At 65.7% G+C, this 22,792-nt stretch carries 20 protein-coding genes and 1 tRNA gene; 13 read left to right on the top strand and 8 right to left on the bottom strand.

Annotated features, from left to right (window positions below; genetic code table 11):
• The first annotated feature begins 10 nt into the window (after positions 1-10).
• Genes TZ00_RS03185 through argG form a run of 4 tightly spaced genes read left to right on the top strand, consistent with a single transcriptional unit; the run spans position 11 to position 4,660 of the window.
• Positions 11-1,363 (top strand): M20/M25/M40 family metallo-hydrolase, encoded by a 1,353-nt coding sequence (locus TZ00_RS03185; RefSeq protein WP_044439117.1) that lies wholly within the window; start codon positions 11-13, stop codon positions 1,361-1,363.
• 39 nt (positions 1,364-1,402) lie between these two features.
• Positions 1,403-3,112 (top strand): ATP-binding cassette domain-containing protein, encoded by a 1,710-nt coding sequence (locus TZ00_RS03180; protein WP_476500319.1) that lies wholly within the window; start codon positions 1,403-1,405, stop codon positions 3,110-3,112.
• Positions 3,030-3,200, top strand: a complete 171-nt coding sequence (locus TZ00_RS20665) for a hypothetical protein (RefSeq protein WP_476500318.1) — start codon at positions 3,030-3,032, stop codon at positions 3,198-3,200. Before TZ00_RS03180 ends, TZ00_RS20665 begins: the two co-directional genes overlap by 83 nt.
• 20 nt (positions 3,201-3,220) lie before the next feature.
• Positions 3,221-4,660 (top strand): argininosuccinate synthase, encoded by a 1,440-nt coding sequence (gene argG, locus TZ00_RS03175; protein WP_044439116.1) that lies wholly within the window; start codon positions 3,221-3,223, stop codon positions 4,658-4,660.
• 675 nt (positions 4,661-5,335) lie between these two features.
• Here argG and TZ00_RS03170 read toward each other — a convergent pair.
• Together TZ00_RS03170 and TZ00_RS03165 are read right to left on the bottom strand one after the other, a co-directional pair.
• Positions 5,336-6,496, bottom strand: a complete 1,161-nt coding sequence (locus tag TZ00_RS03170) for a hypothetical protein (protein WP_052521229.1) — start codon at positions 6,494-6,496, stop codon at positions 5,336-5,338.
• 30 nt (positions 6,497-6,526) lie between these two features.
• Positions 6,527-7,027, bottom strand: a complete 501-nt coding sequence (locus TZ00_RS03165; RefSeq protein WP_044439115.1) for a MarR family winged helix-turn-helix transcriptional regulator — start codon at positions 7,025-7,027, stop codon at positions 6,527-6,529.
• Positions 7,028-7,109: 82 nt separating this feature from the next.
• On the opposite strand from TZ00_RS03165, the gene TZ00_RS03160 reads away from it, so the two are divergent.
• The 6 genes from TZ00_RS03160 (at position 7,110) to TZ00_RS03135 (ending at position 11,309) form a co-directional block, all read left to right on the top strand.
• Positions 7,110-7,181 (top strand) — tRNA-Gln (locus TZ00_RS03160).
• 67 nt (positions 7,182-7,248) lie between these two features.
• Positions 7,249-8,085 carry a DUF1266 domain-containing protein gene (locus TZ00_RS03155; RefSeq protein WP_152631065.1) on the top strand — a complete coding sequence of 279 codons (837 nt, stop codon included), beginning with the start codon at positions 7,249-7,251 and terminating at the stop codon, positions 8,083-8,085.
• A gap of 282 nt (positions 8,086-8,367) precedes the next feature.
• A complete protein-coding gene (locus TZ00_RS03150; RefSeq protein WP_044439113.1) occupies positions 8,368-8,877 on the top strand; it encodes a hypothetical protein in 510 nt (169 codons plus the stop codon).
• 43 nt (positions 8,878-8,920) lie between these two features.
• A complete protein-coding gene (locus tag TZ00_RS03145; protein WP_044439112.1) occupies positions 8,921-9,139 on the top strand; it encodes a hypothetical protein in 219 nt (72 codons plus the stop codon).
• Positions 9,136-10,164, top strand: a complete 1,029-nt coding sequence (locus TZ00_RS03140) for a hypothetical protein (RefSeq protein WP_044439111.1) — start codon at positions 9,136-9,138, stop codon at positions 10,162-10,164. The genes TZ00_RS03145 and TZ00_RS03140 overlap by 4 nt, the downstream gene beginning before the upstream one ends.
• Before the next feature lie 206 nt (positions 10,165-10,370).
• A complete protein-coding gene (locus TZ00_RS03135; RefSeq protein WP_044439110.1) occupies positions 10,371-11,309 on the top strand; it encodes a 5'-3' exonuclease in 939 nt (312 codons plus the stop codon).
• Here the strand turns inward: TZ00_RS03135 and TZ00_RS03130 are convergent, their stop codons facing one another.
• Positions 11,310-12,437, bottom strand: a complete 1,128-nt coding sequence (locus TZ00_RS03130) for a zinc-binding alcohol dehydrogenase family protein (RefSeq protein WP_044439109.1) — start codon at positions 12,435-12,437, stop codon at positions 11,310-11,312.
• 92 nt (positions 12,438-12,529) lie between these two features.
• Here TZ00_RS03130 and TZ00_RS03125 point away from each other — a divergent pair, with 92 nt between their 5' ends.
• Positions 12,530-13,096 (top strand): TetR/AcrR family transcriptional regulator, encoded by a 567-nt coding sequence (locus TZ00_RS03125; protein WP_044439108.1) that lies wholly within the window; start codon positions 12,530-12,532, stop codon positions 13,094-13,096.
• 15 nt (positions 13,097-13,111) lie between these two features.
• Here the strand turns inward: TZ00_RS03125 and TZ00_RS03120 are convergent, their stop codons facing one another.
• The gene (locus tag TZ00_RS03120; RefSeq protein WP_044439107.1) at positions 13,112-13,894 is read right to left on the bottom strand and encodes an IclR family transcriptional regulator; all 783 of its coding nucleotides are present in this window, start codon (positions 13,892-13,894) and stop codon (positions 13,112-13,114) included.
• A gap of 78 nt (positions 13,895-13,972) precedes the next feature.
• On the opposite strand from TZ00_RS03120, the gene hutH reads away from it, so the two are divergent.
• On the top strand, positions 13,973-15,544 hold the full coding sequence (gene hutH, locus TZ00_RS03115; protein ID WP_044439106.1) for a histidine ammonia-lyase: 1,572 nt from the start codon (positions 13,973-13,975) through the stop codon (positions 15,542-15,544).
• A 9-nt stretch (positions 15,545-15,553) separates the two neighbouring features.
• On the opposite strand, the gene cls is transcribed toward hutH, so the two are convergent.
• From cls to TZ00_RS03095, 4 genes are all read right to left on the bottom strand, one after another.
• The gene (gene cls / locus TZ00_RS03110; protein WP_044439105.1) at positions 15,554-17,026 is read right to left on the bottom strand and encodes a cardiolipin synthase; all 1,473 of its coding nucleotides are present in this window, start codon (positions 17,024-17,026) and stop codon (positions 15,554-15,556) included.
• Positions 17,026-17,769 (bottom strand): FadR/GntR family transcriptional regulator, encoded by a 744-nt coding sequence (locus TZ00_RS03105; RefSeq protein ID WP_044439104.1) that lies wholly within the window; start codon positions 17,767-17,769, stop codon positions 17,026-17,028. Before TZ00_RS03105 ends, cls begins: the two co-directional genes overlap by 1 nt.
• A gap of 117 nt (positions 17,770-17,886) precedes the next feature.
• Positions 17,887-20,421, bottom strand: a complete 2,535-nt coding sequence (locus TZ00_RS03100) for an MMPL family transporter (RefSeq protein WP_044439103.1) — start codon at positions 20,419-20,421, stop codon at positions 17,887-17,889.
• 93 nt (positions 20,422-20,514) lie between these two features.
• A complete protein-coding gene (locus TZ00_RS03095; RefSeq protein WP_139368811.1) occupies positions 20,515-21,147 on the bottom strand; it encodes a TetR/AcrR family transcriptional regulator in 633 nt (210 codons plus the stop codon).
• Between the two features lie 227 nt (positions 21,148-21,374).
• Here TZ00_RS03095 and TZ00_RS03090 point away from each other — a divergent pair, with 227 nt between their 5' ends.
• The gene (locus tag TZ00_RS03090; RefSeq protein WP_044439101.1) at positions 21,375-22,775 is read left to right on the top strand and encodes an MFS transporter; all 1,401 of its coding nucleotides are present in this window, start codon (positions 21,375-21,377) and stop codon (positions 22,773-22,775) included.
• Positions 22,776-22,792: the final 17 nt, after the last annotated feature.

Below are 22,792 nucleotides of genomic sequence, written 5' to 3'. Positions count from 1 at the left end.
AGTTGGAGCGATGATCGACTCCCCATCCCTCGGCGACGAGGCTCTCGCGCTGCTGCGCGAGCTCATCCGCAGCGCGTGCGTGAACGACGGAACCTACGCGTCGGGCCAGGAGATCAGGAACACAGACGTCTTGCGGCGTTTCTTCGACGGCGTCGATGTCGACCCCGTCGTCGTGGAATCGGCGCCCGGTCGAGCAACCCTGGTTGTGCGCATCCCCGGCACGGATCCTCACGCACCATCGCTCGCTCTCGTGGGGCACATCGACGTCGTGCCCGTGATGCACGGTGGTTGGAGTCATGACCCGTTCGCCGCAGATATTGTTGGCGACGAGCTCTACGGTCGCGGAACGCTCGACATGCTCTACTTGACGGCCGCCTACGCCGTCGCGACGCGGGCCGTCGCATCCGAAGGTCGCGCCTTGCGGGGCGACCTCGTGTTCGTCGCGGTCGCCGACGAGGAGGGTGGCAGCCGCCTCGGCATCGAGTGGCTTATGCGGCACCACCCCGAACTCATCGACGCCGACTACGTGCTCACCGAGTCCGGAGGGGTGCCTGTCGGTGGCTCGGCCGGCACGCCGCACTCGGTGACGGTGACGGTGGGGGAGAAGGGATTGGCCCGGCGCCGGCTGCTGATCCGCGGAATCCCCGGTCACGGCTCGGCGCCGTGGGGCTCGTCGAACGCCGGTGTGATCGCGGCCGAAGCCGTGACCCGGCTCACGCGTTTCGCGCCGCGCGCTGTCATCGGCGACTACTGGCCGCGCTACGTCGACGCGCTCGACCTCGACCCGGAGGTGTCGCGCCGGCTCACCTCCGTCGCCGAGATCCTCGGTGCTCTGCCGGAGCTCGGCGAACTGGCCGGCTACGCGCACGCTACGACGCACACGACCATCTCGCCCAACGTGATCAGGGCGGGCGACGCCATCAACGTCATCCCGGGTGAGGCCAGTATCGACCTCGACATCAGGCAACTGCCCGGAGTGTCTCCAGAGGAGGTCGACGCGTATGTCATGTCGGCGCTCGGTGACCTGATGCGGCACATCGAGATCGTGGATGTCGTCGGTGCGTCGTTCAGTCCGGCCAACGTCTCGCCCATGGATACGCCGCTCTTCGAGGTGCTCGCGGAGGTCATCGACGAGGCGTACCCCGGAGCAGTGCCGCTGCCGATCATCGCTGCCGGAGGATCGGACGCCCGCTTCTACCGTGCGAAGGGGCGGCGGGCCTACGGCTTCTCGGTTCTGTCGAGGCGGTGGGATTATGGCCGCTTCCGTCATCTCATCCATGGCAACGACGAGCACATCGACCTCGAATCGATCGCCCTCACCGCTCGCGCGATCGACTCCGTCGTGAGGCGTTTTCTGGGCTGACCGGCGGGGCGACCCTCTGATCGCGGGTAACCTCGACAGGTGGCCCATCTACTGGGAGCGGAATCGCTCCATCTCGAATATCCGACGCGCGTCATCTTCGACTCCGTGACCATCGGTCTTAACGAAGGCGACCGCGTGGGAATCGTGGGTCGCAACGGAGACGGCAAGTCGACTCTGCTCAGACTGCTCGCGGGTCGAATCGAGCCCGACGGCGGGCGCGTGACGCGCCGCAACGGCATAACCCTCGCGATGCTCGACCAGTCCGACGATCTCGATGGCGACCTCACCGTGAAGGAGACGATCGTCGGAGATATCGACGAGCACGTCTGGGCCGGCGATCCGATCATCCGCGACGTGATCTCGGGACTGGCCTCGGACATCCCCTGGGACGTGCTCGTCTCGAGCCTGTCGGGCGGCCAGCGCCGACGCATCGCGCTGGCGAAGCTGCTCATCGGCGACCACGACGTGATCTTCCTCGACGAGCCCACCAACCACCTCGATGTCGAGGGCATAGCGTGGCTCGCGCAGCACCTGCGCAAGCGCTGGGCCACGAACTCCGGTGGACTCATGGTCGTGACCCACGACCGGTGGTTCCTCGACGAGATCTGCACCGCCACGTGGGAGGTGCACGACCGGCTGATCGAGCCGTTCGAGGGCGGCTACGCGGCATACATCCTGCAGCGCGTCGAACGTGACCGCATGGCGGCAACGAGTGAGGCCAAGCGCCAGAACCTCATGAAGAAGGAGCTGGCATGGCTGCGCCGCGGTGCCCCGGCGCGCACGGCCAAGCCGAAGTTCCGGATCGATGCGGCCAACGCCCTCATCGAAGACGAGCCGCCTGTGCGCGACAAGGTCTCGCTCGCTGCGATGGCCATGCAGCGCCTCGGCAAAGACGTGGTTGACCTCGAGAACATCTCGGTCGAATACGACAATGGCAAGAAGGTTCTGAAAGACGTGACGTGGCGCATCGCGCCCGGCGAGCGCACCGGAATTCTGGGCGTGAACGGCGCCGGCAAGAGCACCCTGCTCAGCCTGGTCTCGGGAACGCTGCTGCCGACATCCGGCAAGGTCAAGCGGGGCAAGACCATTCGCGTCGCCACACTCACCCAGCAGCTGTTCGAGCTCGAGGACATCTGGAACGACAGGGTCAGCGAGGTGATCGGACGGCAGAAGAGCTCGTACGTCTCCGGCGGAAAAGAGATGACGCCGGGTCAGCTGCTCGAGCGCGTCGGTTTCACCAGCGCCCAGCTCTCGACGCCCGTCAAAGATCTCTCGGGCGGCCAGAAGCGCCGGCTGCAGCTGCTGCTCATCATTCTCGACGAGCCGAACGTGCTGATCCTCGACGAGCCCACCAACGACCTCGACACGGACATGCTCGCGGCCATCGAGGACCTTCTCGACTCCTACGCGGGTACGCTGCTCGTCGTGAGCCACGACCGGTACCTGCTCGAGCGCGTCACCGACAACCAGTACGCCGTGATGAACGGTAGCTTCACCCACCTTCCGCGCGGAGTGGAGCAGTACCTCGAACTGCGCCTCGCGCAGCAGAAGGAGCAGGCGCGGATCGCCGCGGGAGGCCCAGCCGAGGCGCCGGCAAAAAAGACTGGGGCTTCAGGGCGCCGAGCTGCGCAATGCGCAGAAGGAGCTGGCAGCCGCCGGCCGCAAGATGGAGAAGCTGAGCACGCAGATCGCCGAGATGGATGTGGCATTCGCCAAGCACGACCAGAGCGACTACGCGGGCCTGGGTGAGATGCAGCAGAAAGTTCAGGCGCTGCGCGACCAGATGGACACGGTCGAACTGCGCTGGCTCGAGCTGACGGAACTTCTCGAGGGCTGATCACTCATAAGATATTCACCGTGTCTAAAGTCTTGAGCAGTCTTCCGGTCGGCGAGCGAGTCGGCATTGCATTCTCCGGTGGTCTCGATACCTCCGTCGCCGTCGCCTGGATGCGCGAGAAGGGTGCGGTTCCCTGCACCTACACCGCCGACATCGGTCAGTATGACGAGCCCGAGATCGACAAGGTGCCTGCCAGGGCGCTCGAATACGGTGCCGAGGTCGCCCGCATCGTCGACGCGAAGGCCGCCCTGGTCGAGGAGGGCCTCGTCGCCCTCGCGTGCGGTGCGTTCCACATCCGCTCCGGCGGCAAGACCTACTTCAACACCACGCCGCTCGGCCGCGTCGCCACGGGCACGCTGCTCGTTCGCGCGATGAAGGAAGACGGCGTCGATATCTGGGGCGACGGCTCCACCTACAAGGGCAACGACATCGAGCGGTTCTACCGCTACGGACTGCTTGCCAACCCGCGACTGCGCATTTACAAGCCCTGGCTCGACTCGCAGTTTGTCGGCGAGCTCGGCGGGCGAAAAGAGATGAGCGAGTGGCTTGTCGCCCGCGGCTTCCCGTACCGCGATTCGGCCGAGAAGGCCTACAGCACCGACGCCAACATCTGGGGTGCAACCCACGAGGCGAAGAAGCTCGAAGAACTGAGCGCCGGTATCGAGATCGTCGAGCCCATCATGGGCGTCGCGTTCTGGCGCGACGACGTCGAGATCGCCTCCGAGGTCGTGACCGTGCGCTTCGAAGCAGGTCGCCCTGTCGCCATCAACGGCGTCGAATTCTCCGACCCCGTCGCGCTCGTTCTCGAGGCGAACGCCATCGGTGGCCGCCACGGTCTCGGCATGAGCGACCAGATCGAGAACCGCATCATCGAGGCGAAGAGCCGCGGCATCTACGAGGCACCGGGCATGGCCCTGCTGCACATCGCTTACGAGCGGCTGCTCAACGCAGTGCACAACGAAGACACCATCGCGAATTATCACTCCGAGGGTCGCCGTCTCGGCCGCCTTATGTACGAGGGCCGCTGGCTCGACCCGCAGTCGCTTATGCTGCGCGAATCCATCGTGCGCTGGGTCGGCTCGGCCGTCACCGGCGAGGTCACGGTTCGCCTGCGCCGCGGTGACGACTACACGATCCTCGACACCACGGGCCCCAGCCTCAGCTACCACCCCGACAAGCTGTCGATGGAGCGGGTCGGCGATGCCGCCTTCGGCCCCGACGACCGCATCGGGCAGCTCACGATGCGCAACCTCGACATCGCGGATTCCCGAGCACGCCTCGAGCAGTACGCCGCCGCCGGTCTTGTCGGCGGGTCAACGGCCGAACTCGTCGGGCAGCTCGAACAGGGCGAGTCGACTGAGATCTTCGACGCGGCCGAGGAGTCAGTCGGCGACGAGGCTCTTGAGCGCGCAACCGACCTCGCCTCCGAGGGTGCGGCGTTCGACTCGGGCACCGACTAGCGCTTATCCGGTCAGGTCCTCTCGAGGAGTCGTGGGTTCAGCGAGGAGCGTCGATGACAAGGCACCGTGTACGGCGCACGTGGATTCCCGCCGCGGTCGTCGCGCTTGTACTGAGCCTCGTCGGCTGCGCACCCGAACCGCCGGTGCCCACGGGTGACGAACTCTTCGAGCAGGCGAGACAGCATTACATCGAGTACCGCACTGTGACCAATGACATTCAGGCTCTGATCTACGAGGGGCCCTGGGAAGCCGACATCGGGTCGTACGGTATGCAGCCGTCCGGGGCGGGATGCGATGACGACGCCTACGGTTTCGACTTCACGCGCACAACGCGCCTGCCTGAGGAGGATCGCGAAGACCTGGGTTCTCGCGTGCTCGACTACCTCGATGAAGCCGGATACGAGGTCGAAGGGCAGGAGCTGGGTTCAGGCGCGTCGCAGTCACTGGATCTGATCGTGCGGAAGCAGACACCTTTCTCGGAACTCATGGTCACGCTCATCGGCAATGGATCCGTGCTGGTGACGGCCAAAACAGCGTGCTGGCCAGGAGACGAGGACGAGCTCGGCGAACTCCTCTTCGGTGATGTCAACCTGTCCCAGGGCTACCTGCCAGATCAGGAGTCGCCGACGGATTCGCTGATTTTTTGGCGTGACACCGGGCAAGCCTGCGTTCACGTCAGGGAGTTAGCGCGAACACCGTCGCGCAGCCGAGCGGTTCGACGCTCGACGACGTGCCGTCGAGGGGCAGCGCTGCCGCGCACACGCGCACGAGGCCCTGCATGCCCACCGCGGTTCCTCCGCTGAACCCATGATCGAGGCCTGACAGGGAGTTGACCGTCAGAGCGCCGCGCGTTGTGGCGCCGGCCTGCAGCGTCGTCGTCGAGATGCGGCCGGCCGCATCCGTGACAGTGATGCGCACCGAGTTCGCGGCCCGCAGCGAGCTGGGATCGACTGACCATCCCTTGGCGACAACGCGGCCGCGCACGATCGAGACGTCTTCGAGCGCACCCTGTGTGATCGAGCCGCGCGTGGGATCGCCGAACCACTCGGAGTAGAACTTCCAGAAGTTGAGGTTGCCGAAGGCGCCGCAGGGCGCGTCGGCATCGCCGGCGATGGCGGCTGGGTTGGGCTGGTACGGCGTGTAGTAGTAGAGGGCAGCCGTGGCGATGTTCTTGAGCGTCACGTCGGCGCTTCCGCAGGATGCATCGGGGTTGTATGCGATCGGGCTCGGCTGGCCGATCGGTCGGCTCGTGAAGAACTCGCTCGTGCCCGGAGGGTTCGCGTAGCGCTTCAGCTGCCACGCCGCCCAGTAGACCTGGTTGTAGAAGCCCGAGTACTCCACGTCGCACGCGGCCGTGTCGGGGCATGCGTAGCCCGTGGCGAACGAGAAGTCGCCCGACGTCGGGGCCGGGTTGCGCACCAGAGATTGCTCTTTCTGCAGCAGAACGAGCAAGGCCTTCTGACTAATTCCGCAGGCGAGGCCGACCTTGGCGATGATCTCGGCGCCGGTCTCGGATTCGCGGCCCTTGTAGGCCCCGCATACGTCGTCGCCCGCGCGCGTGACGGTCTGCTGGGTGTAGTCGGCGAGGCATACGATGCCCGGTGCGCACGCGGGAACCTGCTCGTCGAGGAACGCCTGCACCTCGTCGGCGTCGAGTGCGCCACCGTCGTAGAAGAGTTCGTCGGAGATGATGAATCCGGCGTCGAAGGCCGGGGCGGGCGATGCCGTGGCTGGCCTCGGGGCGATGGATGCGGCATCCGCCCGCGCGCTGGCCGGGTTGGTCGGCCCGACGACCGTCGTCACAAGGGAGAGGCCGAGGAGGGCAGTCGTAAGCATGGCAAAACGACGAGAAATAAGCAGAACCACCTAGTCGAAGTCGACGCTGAGTTTGCGGAGCAGTGCGGCGATGCGCTCCTGGTCGGATGTGCTGAGTCTGGCGAGCAGCTCGCCCTCGGCGGTGACGAGGGCGGTGATCGCTCCGTCGACGCGGTCGCGGCCCTCGTCGGTCATCGAGACGAGGATGCCCCGGCCGTCGTGCGGATCGGTGCGGCGCTCGACCAGGCCGCGCCGCGACATCCGATCGATGCGGTTGGTCATGGTGCCCGATGAGACGAGGGTCTGTTCGAGCAAGGCTTTCGGGCTGAGTTGGTGCGGTTCGCCGGCTCGGCGGAGCGCGGAGAGCACGTCGAACTCCCATGACTCGAGCTCGCTGGTGGCGAAGGCCGTGCGCCTCGTGCGTTCGAGGTGCCTCGATAGTCGCCAGACCCGCGAGAGCACCTTGAGAGGAGCGAAGTCGAGATCGGGTCGTTCGCGCTCCCACGCGTCGACGATTCCGTCGACGGAATCTCGGGGAGTCGCATCTGGCACGCCTCCATTATGTGGGGCGGGGGCCGCCGGCAGGCTTCGTGTCTGGCAGAATTGGTGAATGCGTGCTCTTTGGAGCACGCGGTCCGCCTTGGTGTAATGGCAGCACGACAGCCTTTGGAGCTGTTAGGTCTAGGTTCGAGTCCTGGAGGCGGAGCCTGCGCTGTCTCGATATTGCCGGTGATCAATAGATCGTGGAGTGGGGACCGAATTTGGACGAGTTCGTGCAGTGGTTGACCGAGAACTGGGGCTGGGTGGCAGCCATCGCTGCCGGCATCCTGGTCGTGGCAGTGAGCTTGAATCTCCTTCCCGATGCTCGCATCCCCACAAGCCCTGACTTTGCGACAAGCGGAGATGAGGCGCGTGATCTCGCAGTGGGTGCGATTCAGATCGTCACCTCTGAGGGCAAGTGGAACGATCCGGAGGCGCACACCATCCGAGACTCGAAGGCCCTGCGCTCGACGATGGTGTCGATGTGGGGTCTGACCGATCGGCAGAGCTGGCTCGAGACGATCGAGGAATTGCCGCAACGCCGCACCGACTCGCTTCGCGACTCGCTGTTCGAGCTCAGGGCGGAGCTGGCTCGCACCAGCGGGCGGCGCCCCTCTCAGCGCGAATGGCTCGCTGCCGCGAAGGAACGCGGAGCGTCGGGCCGCGACGTCAAGGGCGTCATCAACGCCGTCGTGGAGATCGAGAAGAGCCTGAAGAAGAGTGCCCTGCGCACGGTGGTGCTTCCCGCAAGTGAGACCATCGAATCCGTTCGTGGCTATGCGCAGGGCCAGCAGATCGCGGTGGCGACCTGGGGAGTCGCTCTCGGCTTCGCGAGCCGCGACGACATCCGCCCGATGCTCCGCGAGATCAGCGAACAGGCTCGGCGTGACTTCGGCTCCTGGCAGGAGTTCGGGCGCAGTTATCTGCTCGGGCGTGTGCTGAGGCTGGTCGAGCAGGGCATGCCTGTCGAGAAGGCGATCGAGAAGAACGAAGACGGAATCCGCGCGTACGGACAGCTCTTCGACGCAAGGCGCGGCAACAGCGGCCCGTGGAGCACCCTGCCCTGGTGACATTCGCTGAGACAGCGGGCGAGGTCGCGCCGGTACCGGTACTGATCCGTGACCTCGCCCATGCGACTTTGCCCGGCGGCGAACTTCTGCGTGATTTACAACATCGAATCGAGGATTTCTCGGTAGGTGCGCTGCCTTCGTCGAATCTTGGATAATTTCTACCGGATCACGTCACGAATGGGGCTGGGCACGTCTTACTCCATCGGATGCCGGCTGCCCCATCAGCCGGCATCCCGCCGCCTCCGCGGTGATCCGACTCCCGCTTTTGCTGAAAGGAACCTTGTGACCGACTACTCCGCCATCGCGGCGCGCCTCACCTCGCCCGACCAGATGCTCGCCCTGTGCGACGAACCGAAGGTCTTCGGGGCCAAGAAGCAGGCGCAGGCTGCATATGATCTCTGGAGCCGGGCGGACGAGCGGTTCGTCGGCGCCTACACGGGACTTCGCGCTCCCGGTGGGTCAGGTACCGGTTTTGTCATCCGGCTGTTCTGGGACCCCTCCCGAACCACGCCGGACCTCGACGCCATTCGCATGGCCATCGCATCCGAGTTGCCTGTCGACATGACGCGCGCAGACGAGAAGGCGACCTACAAGGGCCGAGACAAGAAGCAGGGAGTCTTCTTCACCTGGCAGGGCATGTCGTCGCGTCCCCTGTGCGCTTGGTTCCTCGAGCGGTTCGGCGTCTACGCCTGCGCCACCCAGCTGTTCGACGAATCCGATCTGACGCGGGACATTGCCGTGGTGGCTGTGTCGGGCGGGGTTGATCACCTCTGGACTCTGACCGCACCCTGACGGTCTGCGTGCGGGGCATCACTCGAACGAGCGAAGGAACACGATGATGGGCAGGGGCGAGCGATCCGACAACACCTGGGGCCGCGCCGCGAATACCCTCAACGTCGAAGACATCGAGACCGTCGGCGATATCTCCAACGTGGCCGACACTCTCGCATCCGTGCCGATTCCTGCAGACGACGGGGTCGCATCCATATCGGTCTTCTACGTCGTCGGCGATCGGGTCGGATCGACGCGCGCGATCGTGCCCTCGTTCCGATGACAGGCCGCGCTCGCAGGCTACGGGATCGGCCTTCGTGGTCTCGGTTCATTCGCACGCAGGGGTTCTCCGGCAGCGGCCTCGCGGCGATCGTGGGCGGTGTCGTCTTCGCCGTCCTCGTCATCGCCGCGGTCGGGGTCGGCCTGCCTCTCGTGCTGGCCGAGTACACCGCGCTGATCGTGTTCGTCGGTGTTCCGATTCTCGTCGTGATTTTCGCCGTTTCGACCTTTTTGGCGGTGAGATCCACGAGTCGCGGCGCGCGTGTGCAGGCGTGGGCCGAGAAGTCGGGCATGAGGTACGTGCATCAGCGGCGCAGCCGCAACTCCGCGCCGTGGATGGGGACCCCGTTTGCCCGAACGGGCGGGTACGCCGTGCGCCACCACGCGATCGGCTCCGACGTCGAGACCGCGCGATTTCGTTCGCTGCCCGACGACTCCGGATATCACTCGGCCGGCCTCGTCAACTCATTCACCTTCGTCAGGTTCACCTTGCCGACGTCGGTGCCGCATCTCGTGGTCACGAGCAACCGATCGTCCACTCTCAACGCGGCCGGGCTCGCCATCTCAGGCGGACGCGTGCTCCGCGGCAGTATCGAGTTCGACTCGTCGTTCACGCTTCACTGTCCCGCCGACTACGAGCGCGACGCGCTGTACATCTTCACACCGGATCTCCTCGCGTTGATGATCGATGTCGCACCCGGCTGCGATCTCGAGCTCGTCGACGGCACGGCTTATCTTTATATGTCCCGCGAGCCGAAGCTCTGGGATGAACGCGTCGGCGCCGATCTGCTGGCCGTCGTCGAGCTTCTCCGCCGCAAACTCGATCGGCAGACGCGGCACTACGTCGACGAGCGATCGAGCGCCGGCACGTCACGGGCTGGTTCGCCCACCGTAGCCAGGAGCGGCTTGCGATTGGCGAACAGAAGGAGCGCGCGCGGCGTCCTTCTTGCAACGGCGTTGTGGATTCCTGGAATCGCCGTGGCCGTGGCGATCATCGCCCAAGCCCTCGGATGGGTCTCCGTTCTCTGAGACCGGGCACACGCCGTATCGAGTGTTCCTCCGACTCTTGGCTATGACAGTCGTCGTTGTGACGGTTGTCATCACCACCGAGGAGTCTTGCCATGCCCATGATCGATATCTACGCCACTGTTGAAACTTTCGCCGACCCGCACAAGCTCGCGAAGGCCGCGGCCGCGACGCTCGTTATTCGGCCGCTGACTGTGTGATGATCGAGCATGGCCGACCGACTGATGCTGCTCGACACCGCCTCGCTGTACTTCCGCGCGTTCTACGGCGTGCCCGACACGATCAAGAGAAGCGACGGCACCCCGGTCAATGCGATCCGCGGGCTGCTCGACATGATCGCCCGGCTCACGACGGAGTTCGAGGCCACGCACCTCATCGCCTGCTGGGACGACAACTGGCGCCCGACGTGGCGGGTCGACCTTCTTCCGAGCTACAAGGCCCAGCGGGTCGCCGAGACTGCCCCGAACGGGTCTGACGTCGAAGAGGTGCCCGACGGGTTGACGGCGCAGATTCCCCTCATTCGTCAGGTGCTCGAGCTCGCCCGGATTGCGATCGTCGGCGCTGAGGATCACGAGGCCGACGATGTGATCGGCGCATATGCCAGTCGCGCTCTCTCGGCTGTCGATGTGGTGACCGGCGATCGCGATCTGTTCCAGCTCGTCGACGACGCCCACGAGGTGCGGGTCATCTACACGGCGCGCGGCATGAAGAACCTGGAGCTCGTCACCGACGAGGTGATTGTGAGCAAATACCGAGTGCTGCCCTCCCAATACGTCGACTACGCGACCCTCCGGGGTGACGCCTCCGACGGGTTGCCCGGGGTGGCCGGCATCGGCGAGAAGACAGCAGCGACGCTGCTGGGCGAATATGGCTCGCTCGAGTCTGTGCGCGAGGCGGCGACGGATGCCGACAGCGCGTTGAGCGCGTCGGTGCGGTCGAAAGTCACTGCGGCGAGCGACTACCTCGACGTGGCACCGACGGTCGTGAGAGTCGTTCGTGACCTCGATCTGCCAACGCCCGCGCAGGTCGGGGCGAGCCTCGCTCCGGTATCCGGCGAGAAGCGCGACGAACTCGAGAGGCTGTCGAAGGACTGGAACCTGGGCAGCTCTGTGACGCGACTTCTCGCCGCGCTCGACAGCTACGCCTGATTACAGAGTGACCACGAACTTCGTAGCCGAGGCGCCACGACGGAGCGCGTCGAGAGCCGGCTGGATGCTCTCGAGTCCCGTTCCCACGACCTCCGCCCTCGGCGCCGTCACGTAGCGGCCCGCGGCGAGCGCTTCAGGGAGGAACCGTCCCCACAGCATGGGGCCCACCTCGTTGGTCATCAACGAGCTGCCCCAGACGAAGCGGGTGCGGATTCCCCGAACGCGGCTGCGGATCATCAGCGGCACGGTGCGCGAGAGCATCCGCAGCCCGAATCGCGCGAGCGCCAGCGGCGCACGACGACGGGGAAGGCTGCTCATCGACACCGAGGGGCTGGCGAGGCTGACTCGGCGGGCGCCGGTCTCGACGGCGATCGACAGGGCCGGCTCGGCAGACCCCGTTCCGATCGCGAGGACACCGGCCACAGGGCGACCATCGACGAGGGTGACGACCTCTCGCACGGCCGACCCGCTGCGGTAGTCGACGACGTGCCGGGCCCCGAGCGCCCGCATCCGGTCGTGGTTGTGCGGCGACGCCGTCGTGATCACGGAGTAGCCGGCCGCGACGGCGAGCTGGATGGCATTGCTTCCGACGCTCGTCGCACCACCCCAGACGACCACCCATTCGGCCGCGTTCGCGTCTGCGTCGGTCTGGGCCGTGCGATTCGGATGCCGCAGGCCGAGCTGGTCGTTCTGGAACAGGGCGGACGCGGCCGTCGAGATGGCGAGGGGGAGTACGACGGCGTTCTCGAACGACAAGTCATCGGGGATACGCGCGGTCAATTGCGCCTGCACGACGGTGAACAGCTGGAAGGCGCCCTCCGCGGCGTGGTTGCGGTTCTTCTCCATGCCCACGGCATAGGCGATGACGCGGTCGCCCACCGCGAAGCCGGACACGCCCGCACCGACCTCCACGACCTCGCCCGCGACATCCTCGCCGAGTACCGCGGGGCTGGGCAGCCATCCGTACATCACGTTTCCGGTGGACTGCTTGATCTCATCGAGGGGATTCACGGCGAGGGCGCGTGCGCGGATCACCAGCTCGCCGGTCGCGGCAGAGGTGTAGGGCGCCTCAGCGACGGTCAAGTCGGCGTAGGGGGCGGTGAGATACGCGGCGGAATTTGTGGGCATGGGCGGAATCCTCTGCATGATGCGTCAGTAATGACATGATGTGTCATCAGAATACACATGATGGCATGCCCTGCCATCACTACACTGGGGTGATGGCACGATGGCAACCGGATGCGCGTGGGCGGCTCGAGCGCGCAGCGTTCGAGCTCTTCGTCGAGCAGGGATTCGCGGCCACGACCGTCCCCCAGATCGCGGAACGCGCGGGACTGTCGACGCGCACCTTCTTCCGGCACTTCGCTGACAAGCGCGACGCCCTCTTCGCCGAGGAGCACGCCGTTCCGGAACAGGCCGCGCGCATCATCGCCGAGGCTCCAGCATCGCTCGGCCCCATGCAGATCGTCGCCGACGGATTCGACGCAGTCGCGGCGGCACAATTCTCGCGGGAGAAGAGCTACTACATCGCCCGCCATCAGATCATCCAGTCCGACGACGGACTGCGCGAACGGCAGCTGCGCATGCCTGCCGCCCTGGTCGACTCCTTGCGACGCGGCTTCGAAGAGCGCGGCACCGATCCGGTCGACGCGATGCTCGCGGCGCACCTCACAGCCACCGTCTTCAGCGTGTCGATCGGCCGCTGGCTGAGCTCGCCGAACAGCGAGCCTCTGGCCGCGCTGCTTCGCGACACCTTCGACAGGATGCGGCGCACCGCCTCGTCGTAGACCCGGCGACGGCCGTCACCCCGACGGAGGCGCTCCTCCGATGCGCCGTGACAGTTCGCGTGCGTGCCTCGTGGTCTCCTCCGCGAGTCGGGCGCGGCTCTGCTCGTCGTGCGCGCCGCGCTCGAACGTCACCGCGATCGCCGACGCGGGCCATCCCGCGTGGTCGATGACCGCGACCGCGATCGAGGCGAGCCCGGGGGTGATCGTCTGGTCTTCGACCGCGAAGCCGCGGGTGCGGGTTTCGGTGAGGATGCGACGGAGGCGGCCATATGTCCGCGGTCCGGTCTCCTCGCCACGCTGAGTGAATGCCGACGCATCGGGAAACAGGGCGCGCACCTGGGCGGCGGGCATCGCGGCGAGCATGGCGATACCGCTGGCCGTGAGATGCGACGGCAGCCGCACGCCCACGTCGCTGACGAGCGCCGGACGGCGAGGAGCCCGTTCTTCGATGAGGTAGAGAACGTCGCGACCGTGTGGCACAGCGAGATGAGCGCTCTCGGCGATCCGGTCGACGAGAAGCGCCAGCACCGGGTGGCCCAGTCGGGCCAACGGTTCCTGTCTGGCGAAGCCCGAACCCAGCTCGAATGCCGCGATTCCGAGGCCGTAACGCCGGGTCTCGGCGACGTGCAGAACGAATCCGGCATCCACGAGCACGCCCAGCAGCTTGTAGACCGATGAGCGGGGGAGCGACAGGCTCGAGGCCAGAGTGGCGGCAGGAACGGGTCGGCTCTGCGCGGACAGGTAGCTGAGAATGCGTAATGTCGCGCTAGCGGCGGGAACTCCGGACTCGATCGTCATACCCAACTGTCTCGTATACGAGACAGTTTCGCTCGATTCGGCCCTCGAACATCCGGTCGTCTGCGGTCGACTTGCCTCATGACCACGCAGCCTCTGACCGAACAGCCGATCTCGACCGTTGTGTGCGTGGGTACGGGGCCCCTCGCCATCGGCGACGTCGTTGCCGTCGCGCGACACGACGCCCGCGTGGAGATCGACGACCAGGCTCGTGAGGCGGTCGAAACGAGTCGCGCCATCATCGACGCGCTGGCCGCGGACACCGCGCCGCACTACGGCATCTCGACCGGCTTCGGTGCGCTCGCCTCGACTTTCATCGCCGGCGAGCAGCGCGCACAGCTGCAGCGCAGCCTCGTAAGATCCCACGCGGCGGGCTCGGGCCCCGAGGTCGAGCGCGAGGTGATTCGCAGCCTGATGCTGCTGCGCATTTCGACCCTGCTCACGGGGCGCACCGGAATTCGTCTCGCGACCGTCGAGAGCTACGTCGCACTGCTGAACGCAGGCATCACCCCGATCGTGCGCGAGTACGGCTCGCTCGGCTGCTCGGGCGACCTGGCGCCTCTCGCGCACTGCGCCCTCGCGTTGATGGGGGAGGGCGAGGTGCGCGACGCGAACGGCGTGGCGATGGCCGCCGCCGACGCCCTTAAAGCTGAGAGGATCGAGCCCGTTGTGCTCGCCGAGAAGGAGGGCCTCGCTTTGATCAACGGCACTGACGGAATGCTCGGCCAGCTGAGCCTCGCCATCCACGACCTGCGGATGCTGCTGACGAGCGCCGATATCGCGGTAGCGATGAGTGTCGAAGCTCTGCTCGGCACCGACGCCGTGTTCGCTGCCGATCTGCAGGCCCTGCGTCCCCAGCACGGCCAGGCTCTGTCGGCGTCGAATCTACGCGCGATGCTCGCGGGGTCGCCGATCGTCGAGAGTCATCGGCCGTCCACCCACACGGTCGTGCAGGATGCCTATTCGTTGCGCTGTTCGCCGCAGGTGCACGGCGCCGCTCGAGACACGGTCGACCACGCCGAGCTCGTGGCAGGCCGAGAACTCGCCTCGGCCGTCGACAACCCTGTTGTCACCGTGGACGGGCGGGTCGAGTCGAACGGCAACTTCCACGGGGCGCCCGTGGCCTACGTGCTCGATTTTCTGGCCATCGTCGTCGCAGACGTGGCAAGCATGTCGGAGCGCCGCACCGACCGTATGCTCGACCCGGCCAGAAGCCACGGACTCCCCGCGTTCCTCGCCCACGACGCGGGAGTCGACAGCGGACTTATGATCGCGCAGTACACGGCAGCGGGCATCGTCTCCGAACTCAAGCGCCTCGCCGTGCCGTCGTCGGTCGATTCGATTCCCTCGTCGGCGATGCAGGAGGATCACGTGTCGATGGGCTGGGCGGGGGCACGCAAGCTTCGAACCGCGATCGACGGGCTGAGCCGCGTGGTCGCCATCGAGGTCATGACGGCGTCGCGAGCACTCGACCTACGCGCGCCACTCAAGCCCAGTGCAGGCTCTGCCGCCGTGGTCGACCTCGTGCGCGGCGAGGTCGAGGGGCCCGGGCCCGACCGCTTTCTGTCACCCGAGATCGAGGCCGTCGCATCCCTCGTTCGACGCGGAGCGGTACGCGACGCGGCCGAGTCGCGGCTCGGCCCGCTGAACTGATTCGGCGCCCTACTGCACGGCCGCTGTGAGGCGGGCGACCGTATCGAGAGCCTGGGCCACGGCTGGGCGCGCGATCCACTGCTCAAGCGTGATCTCGCGCGACTTCTCGCGGTAGCCGTCTTCAATGTCGCGCAGCTGTTCGACGAACGCGGCGCTGCGCACCATCAGCGAGACTTCGAAGTTCAGACTGAACGAGCGCATATCCATGTTGCTCGAGCCCACCACGGCCACGTCGTCGTCAACAGTGAAGTGCTTCGAGTGCAGCACGGTCGGCTCCTGGTAGAGGAAGATGCGCACGCCGGAGCGCAGCAGCGTCTCGTAGTACGAGCGCTGGGCGTGGTAGACCACGTACTGGTCTGCCACGGCGCAGGCGAAGAGTTGCACGTCGACGCCGCGTTCGGCGGCGGTGGTGATGGCGTAGAGCATCGAATCGTCGGGCACGAAGTAGGGGCTCGCGATGATCAGGCGCTCCTGCGCGCCATAGACGAGGGCATTGAAGAGGCGCAGGTTGTTCTCGCCGTCGAATCCCGGTCCGCTCGGAACGACCTGGCATTCGATGCTGTCGGGCGACGTCACCGGCGTGGCTCGTGAGTCGTCGGCCTCGACGATGTCGCCCGTCTCGCTGTACCAGTCGGTCACGAACAGCGCATCCAGACCGAGGGCGGCCGGGCCCTCGAGCCGCACCATCAGGTCTTTCCACTTGAGACCGCGGCGGATGTTGCCGCGCTTGTTGTAGCTGGCGTCGATCATGTTCTGCGAGCCCGTGAACGCGATGTGGCCGTCGACGACCACGATCTTGCGGTGATTGCGCAGGTCTGGCCGACGCCAGTTTCCCTGCCAGGGCCGGAACGGCAGCATCTCCTCGAACGAGATACCGTTCTCGCGAAGCCAGGCGCGTGTGGAGCGTCCCCGCGGGTTGCGCATGGTCGCCCAGTGGTCGTAGAGCACGCGCACGGTGACGCCGCGCTCGTGAGCAGACTTCAGGGCGTCGAAAAACCCACCGGTCGTGTCATCGCGTCCCAGAATGTAGAACTCGACGTGCACGTACTGGGTTGCGGATGCGACGGCGTCGGTCATCGCTTGGATCGACGCCTCGTAGTCGGGCAGCAAGGTGGCCGTGTTGCCCGCGATGAGGGGCATCGCCCCCAGGGTGCGGTTGAGATGCACGACGGAACCGAACCACGGGGGATCGGCGATTGTCGTCGTGGCGCCGCCGAGGGGCTCCGCCGCGTCGAGGATGAACGCGTTGACTTCGCGCTGTTTGTCGCGTCGGTCTTTCGGCAGCCGTGAGCTTCCGAGCAGAAGGTAGAGGAGGCTGCCGGGGATGGGCGAGATGAAGATGGCGAGAAGCCAGGCCATGGCCGAACTGGGGCGTCGGTTGCGAGGAACTGTGACGACGGCGCCGATGCGGATGATGATATCGACGACCAGGATGATGGTCGGAAACACCTTGAGAATCGAGCGCCAGGTCGTTCGTGCCATCAGGCGGCCGGCAGAGTTCGAAGCAGACGCTCGGTCGCCGTCACCATATGCGCGCGCATGGCCGAGGCCGCGGCCTCGGGGTCGCGCGAGAGCAGCGCTTCATGCACGGCGACGTGCTCGTCGTAGGCCTGGTCGGCGTCGCCCGAATCGTGCAGTCCTCGCTCGACCCAGATGCGCAGAAGCGAACGGATGCTCTGCAGCAGAGTGACGAGCACCGAATTGTCGACGCCTCGCGCGATCTCGAGGTGGAACTTGAGGTCTGCCTCGATGAAGCGCGTGTGATTGTCGCCGGCTTCTTTCATCGCGGCGAGGTGCTGACCGAGTCGTGTCAACGCCTCGTCGGGCATACGGCGTGCCGCGAGCTCTGTGGCGAAGACCTCGAGTGCGCCGCGCACCTCGATCAATTCGCGCGTGCGCGGCTCGCCGAGCATGAGTCCCCAGCTGAGTGTCTCGGGAAGCAGCTCCGAGACGGAGCCGCGAAGATACGTGCCGCTGCCGGGCCGCACATCGACGATGCCCAGGATCTCGAGCGCCGCGAGTGCCTCGCGCACGGCCGATCGACCGATTCCGAGGGCCGCGGCAAGCTGTCGTTCGGGCGGGAGCCGCGTGCCGGGCGCGATGTCTCCGCCCATGAACAGATCGAGCAGACGCTTGGCGACCGCCGAGACGGCGGTGCCGCTGGCGACAGAACTCAGGGCCGCACTGATCTCGTCGGTGGCGGGTCGATCGGGAAAGGCGGGCACACGCTCAGGTTAGCAATGTGTCAAGCGCCAGGTTTGATGGAAGGGTCTACCGTGCCCACGAGAAAGCCCCGCCACCCTGCCCATAAGGGCGGGTGGCGGGGCTTTCTCGTGGGGGTGCTAGGCGGTGGCCGCCTCAGCGTGCTCCGGAGCAGCGGCTCCGTGAGCTTGGACCGGGTGTTTGCGCTGAAGAGATGCACCCTCGACGTCGACATCGGGCAGGATGCGGTCGAGCCACTTCGGCAGCCACCAGGCCGCCTTGCCGAGCAGGTGCATCACCGCAGGAATGATCAGCAGTCGCACCACGAACGCGTCGACCAGCACACCGAGGGCGAGGCCGAGGCCGATCGACTGGATCATGACTGAGTTGGAGAAGACGAAGCCTCCGAACACACTGATCATGATGAGTGCGGCGGCTATGACCACCGTGCGTCCGGCGTGAACTCCACGCTGAACCGCCAGTCGGGCCGGAGCGCCGTGCGCATACGACTCGCGCATGCCGCTCACCAGGAACAGCTGGTAGTCCATCGCCAGCCCGAACAGCACCCCGACCACAAGGATCGGAAGGAAGCTCAGAATGGGGCCCGGATCGTGCACCCCGAAGACGGCTCCCAGCCAGCCCCACTGGAAGACAGCCGTGATGCCGCCGAATGCCGCGAACAGAGACAACACGAAGCCGGCCGTCGCGGTGATCGGCACAAGAATCGACCTGAACACGAGGATCAGGATGATCAGGGAGAGTCCCACAACGACCGTCAGGTAGAGCGGTAGGGCATCGGCGAGTTTCTCGCTCACGTCGATGTTGCCCGAGGCGTTGCCGGCGACGCCGAGCTCTGCCACACCGTCGATGGTGAGGCCTCGAAGGTCGCGCACCAGCTGCTCGGTCGACTCGCTGGTGGGGCCCTCCTTGGGAACGACCTGGAAGGCCAGCAGCATGTCGTCGTCGCTGGCACCGATCGGGGCCACGGCGACGACATCGTTCTCGGCCTTCAGCAGGGTGCCGATGCGTGCCTGCTCGCTCACAAGCTCATCGTCTGTGATCGCCTTGTCGAGGTCGGCAACGACGATCAGCGGGCCATTGACGCCGGCACCGAACTTGTCGTCTACCAGCTTGTACGCCTTGTAGGCGCTCGAGTCGACCGGTTCGGAGGAGCCGGCCGGCAGGCCGAGTCGCATCGAGAGCGCGGGCAGTGCCACAACGAGCAGCACGGCGATTCCGGCCACCACGGTGACCACGGCACGCAGGGTGTTCATCGGCTTGTTCGGAACCCGAGCCTGGTGATCGGCGTGACCGACCTTGGCTCGGGCCTTCTTGTTGAGGATGCGCATGCCGGCCAGCCGAAGGAAGGCCGGGGTCAGGGTGATCGCGATCAGGATGGCGACGAACACACAGACCGCACCCACGGTTCCCATGAGTCCCAGGAAGGGGATCCCTGTGAGGTTGAGCGCGAGCAGCGCGATTAGCACGGTCGAGCCTGCAAAGACCACGGCGTTGCCGGAGGTTCCGTTGGCCAGGCCGATGGATTCCTGCAGCTCGAGGCCCGAGCGCAGTTGGGTTCGGTGTCGGTTGAGGATGAATAGCGAATAGTCGATTCCGACAGCGAGCCCGAGCATCACACCCAGCACGGGCGTGATGGAGAGCATCGTGACGGTGCCCGACAGGGCGAGCGATACGAGCACACCCACGCCCACTCCGATGATCGCGTTGATCAACGGAAGGCTCGCACCGATCAGGGTTCCCAGCATCACAAACAGCACGATGGCGGCGAAGATGACACCGGCGATCTCACCCGGGCCGAGAACCTCGGGGATGGTTGCCGCGATGTCGTTCGATACCTCGACTGAAACGCCGTCGATCTTCGCATCGTTCATGGCCGCGACGACGGCCTCTTTCGCTTCGGCTGGAACGAGGTTGAGTGACTTGTCGAACTGCACGGTGCCTACGGCGGTGGTGCCGTCTGATGAGACCTGCCGAATATTGGCGGACAGGTCGAGAAGCTGCGAGCCGTCTTCGAGCGTCTTGGTCTGCTTCTCGAGCTCGGCTCGGTTCGAGTCGAGCGTCGCCTGCTGGGACGCGATCTGGGCGTTGCCGGCATCGATCTGAGCCTGTTGCGCGTCGAGCTGCGCCTGGGCGGCGTCGAGCTGGCCTGCGGCCTCAGCCTGCGCCTTGGCGGCGTCGAGTTGCTGCTGTCCTGTCGCCGCCTGCGCCTTGGCCGCATCGAGCTGCTGTTGTCCCAGCTCGAGCTGCGCGGTGGCGTCGGCGATCTTCTGCCGCCCATCGATGACCTGCTGGGCGGAGCTGTCGATCTTCGCCTGGGTGTCGAAGGGGTTCGTCGTCGCCTTCACATCGTCGAGCTTTGTCGCGTCGTTCAGAAGCGTGCCGATGGCGGTCTTCTGAGCGTCGGTGAACGCCGAATCATCGGTGGTGGTGAAGACCACCGTGCCACGCCCACCGCTGGCAGCGGGGAACTTCTCTGCGAGTTCGTCGCTGACCTTCTGCGTGGCCGTGCCCGGAATGCTCACGGCTGAGGTGAGGGTGCCTCCGAAGAGCGCGAAGGCGCCGCCCGCGAGTCCGAGGATCACCACCCATGCAACGATGACGAGCCAGGCTCGTCGGGCGGAGAACCGACCGAGTCGGTAGAGAAGGGATGCCATGTTCCTCAGCTTCTTTCTGAAATGAGCGGGTGACGGGGGAGGAGTCTCGCATCGCATCGTTGGGAAGAGAGAGGGGGAAAGAGGGAGCGGGACTCAGCTCGAGGTGGAGTATCCGTCGCGGACGATTCGGACGAAGCGGTCGAGCAGGCTGTCCCAGAGGCTCCTCGAATCTGCGTCGAGGATGCCGTCCGCCTGGACCATCCAGTGCCGAGCGATCGCCGCGATGCCGTTCATCAGCGTGCTCACCAGGATCGCGACCTCGAACTCATCGACACCGCTTCGCCGGGCGAGTTCGACTGTAAGAGCTTCGGTCGACCGCATGAACACGCCGTCGGCATTCTCTGCACGGGCGTCATCGCCGTCGAGAAGGCCGAAGAAGTACGAGATCAGACTGGGCAGATCCATAGCCTTGACCGCCGTGGTGATCTCGGCGAAGAGCGCCGCGCTGGTGCCGTGGCTCGATGGGGTGACGCTCGTGACGGCGAGAAATTCGTCGACTGCGCGGTTGAGGGTGCGCGTGCAGCTGGTCATGATCACGTCGTCGAGCGAAGAGAAGTGATTGAAGACGGTGCGGCGGGCTATGTCGGCGCGTTCGGCGAGCTCGTCGACGCTGAATCGGGCCTTGCCTCTCTCGAGAATCAGCGAGTCCGCAGCGTCGAGAATGGCCTCGCGGTGCCGCGCTTTCAGCTCGGCGCGACGATCCATCACAACGGGCTCGGCAGTCACGGTCGTTACACTACGTGCAACGACGCACTCCGTGCAACGGATGCGGGCGGCTCCGGCGGAATTCCCGGCAAACACCCGGCGAAGCGTGCGCAAACGATGCTCGGACTGCCGCTTGCGCGTAGCTCCGAGGGGGCGATATGGTTGTCAAATTGGTCAACCGGTTGCAAGGAACCATGTTTCGTCTACCGAGCAGAGCAACCGAAATTGACTTGACAAAGGAGTTATCAATGACCAGCACCCGCGCGGAGACACCTGTCTCAGCCATCGAGAAATCAACGATCAAGAAGGTTGCGTGGCGGCTCGTGCCGTTCGTGGCCTTTATGTTCTTCATCAACTACCTCGACCGATCGGCCATCGGCTTCGCCGCGCCGAACGGCATGAACGACGACCTGGCTCTCACAGTCACCCAGGTTGGATTCGCTTCGGGCGTCTTCTTCATCGGCTACATCCTGCTCGAGGTTCCGTCGAACCTGGCGCTGGCCCGCTTCGGTGCACGCCGCTGGCTGTCGCGCATCATGGTCACCTGGGGAATCGTCGCGGTTCTCTTCACCTGGGTCGGCAACTTCGAGCAGCTCGCCATCCTGCGCTTCGTTCTCGGTGTGGCCGAGGCCGGATTCTTCCCCGGAGCCATCCTCTTTCTCAGCCTGTGGGTGCCCGCGCGACACCGCGGCAAGATCCTCGCCCTCTTCTACCTGGCGCAGCCCCTCACGACCGTGATCGGCGCACCCCTGGCCGGCCTGCTCATCGGCGCGCACGGACTCTTCGGCCTCGAGGGCTGGCGGGTCATGTTCCTCGGCGTCGGCGCTCCGGCGATCATCATCGGTGTCGTGGCCTGGTTCTATCTCAAGGACAAGCCCAGCGATGCCAAGTGGCTCACCAAGGAGGAGCAGGTCTGGCTCACCGAGGAGCTCGCGGCAGAGAAGACCAAGACCGAGTCGCTACAGGCCGTCACCGCCGGCAAGCAGCGCGGTGGTTTTATGCAGGCCTTCACCAGCGGTCGCGTCTGGATTCTCGCGTTCATCTACTTCGGCTTCATCTACGGCCTCTACACGCTGGCCTTCTTCCTGCCGACGATCATCAACGGTTTCCAGGAGCTCTACGGCACCGAGTACAACGTGTTCGAGAAGGGCCTCATCACGGCCGTTCCTTACATTCCGGCTGCAATCGCGCTGTGGCTGTGGACCAAGGACGTCTCGAAGCGCGGACTCAAGACCTGGCACATCGCAGGCCCCGCTGTCATCGGCGCTCTCACGATTCCCCTGGCCCTGTTCGCCGGATCGCCTGTGGCCACAATCGCCGTCATCGCGATCACCGCCATGGCAATCTTCGCCGTGCTGCCGAACTTCTGGACCCTTCCCACCCAGTTCCTCACCGGCGTCGCCGCCGCGGCAGGCGTCGCGCTGATCAACACAGTTGGAAACCTGGCCGGTTTCGGCGCCCCCTACATCACGGGCGCCGTCGCAGACCTCACTAAGGACTCAGCGGGAGAGCCGCAGTACTTCGTGCCGATGGCGATCGTGGGCTTCTTCTTGCTGCTCTCGGCGGTGCTGATGGTCGTGCTCTCGCATCGGGGAAAGAAGGACGGCTCCTTCAATCCCGACGCGAAGGCCCCGGCAATCGTCCACTGATCATGTCGATGTACAGA

Origin of the sequence: Agreia bicolorata, from assembly GCF_000938265.1 — a bacterium.
In the GTDB taxonomy this organism is placed as follows: Bacteria; Actinomycetota; Actinomycetes; order Actinomycetales; family Microbacteriaceae; genus Agreia; species Agreia bicolorata.
Note: the sequence above shows the minus strand (reverse complement) of the source record. Positions and strands in the feature narration are given on the sequence as shown.

Coding starts and splice junctions, on each gene's coding strand:
- TZ00_RS20665 (WP_476500318.1), top strand. CDS start 3,030: ATGGAGAAGCTGAGCACGCAGATCGCCGAGATGGATGTGGCATTCGCC.
- cls (WP_044439105.1), bottom strand. CDS start 17,026: ATGGCACGAACGACCTGGCGCTCGATTCTCAAGGTGTTTCCGACCATC.
- hutH (WP_044439106.1), top strand. CDS start 13,973: ATGACCACGCAGCCTCTGACCGAACAGCCGATCTCGACCGTTGTGTGC.
- TZ00_RS03135 (WP_044439110.1), top strand. CDS start 10,371: ATGGCCGACCGACTGATGCTGCTCGACACCGCCTCGCTGTACTTCCGC.
- TZ00_RS03120 (WP_044439107.1), bottom strand. CDS start 13,894: ATGACGATCGAGTCCGGAGTTCCCGCCGCTAGCGCGACATTACGCATT.
- TZ00_RS03130 (WP_044439109.1), bottom strand. CDS start 12,437: ATGCCCACAAATTCCGCCGCGTATCTCACCGCCCCCTACGCCGACTTG.
- TZ00_RS03170 (WP_052521229.1), bottom strand. CDS start 6,496: ATGCTTACGACTGCCCTCCTCGGCCTCTCCCTTGTGACGACGGTCGTC.
- TZ00_RS03100 (WP_044439103.1), bottom strand. CDS start 20,421: ATGGCATCCCTTCTCTACCGACTCGGTCGGTTCTCCGCCCGACGAGCC.
- TZ00_RS03125 (WP_044439108.1), top strand. CDS start 12,530: ATGGCACGATGGCAACCGGATGCGCGTGGGCGGCTCGAGCGCGCAGCG.
- TZ00_RS03090 (WP_044439101.1), top strand. CDS start 21,375: ATGACCAGCACCCGCGCGGAGACACCTGTCTCAGCCATCGAGAAATCA.
- TZ00_RS03145 (WP_044439112.1), top strand. CDS start 8,921: ATGATGGGCAGGGGCGAGCGATCCGACAACACCTGGGGCCGCGCCGCG.
- TZ00_RS03140 (WP_044439111.1), top strand. CDS start 9,136: ATGACAGGCCGCGCTCGCAGGCTACGGGATCGGCCTTCGTGGTCTCGG.
- TZ00_RS03185 (WP_044439117.1), top strand. CDS start 11: ATGATCGACTCCCCATCCCTCGGCGACGAGGCTCTCGCGCTGCTGCGC.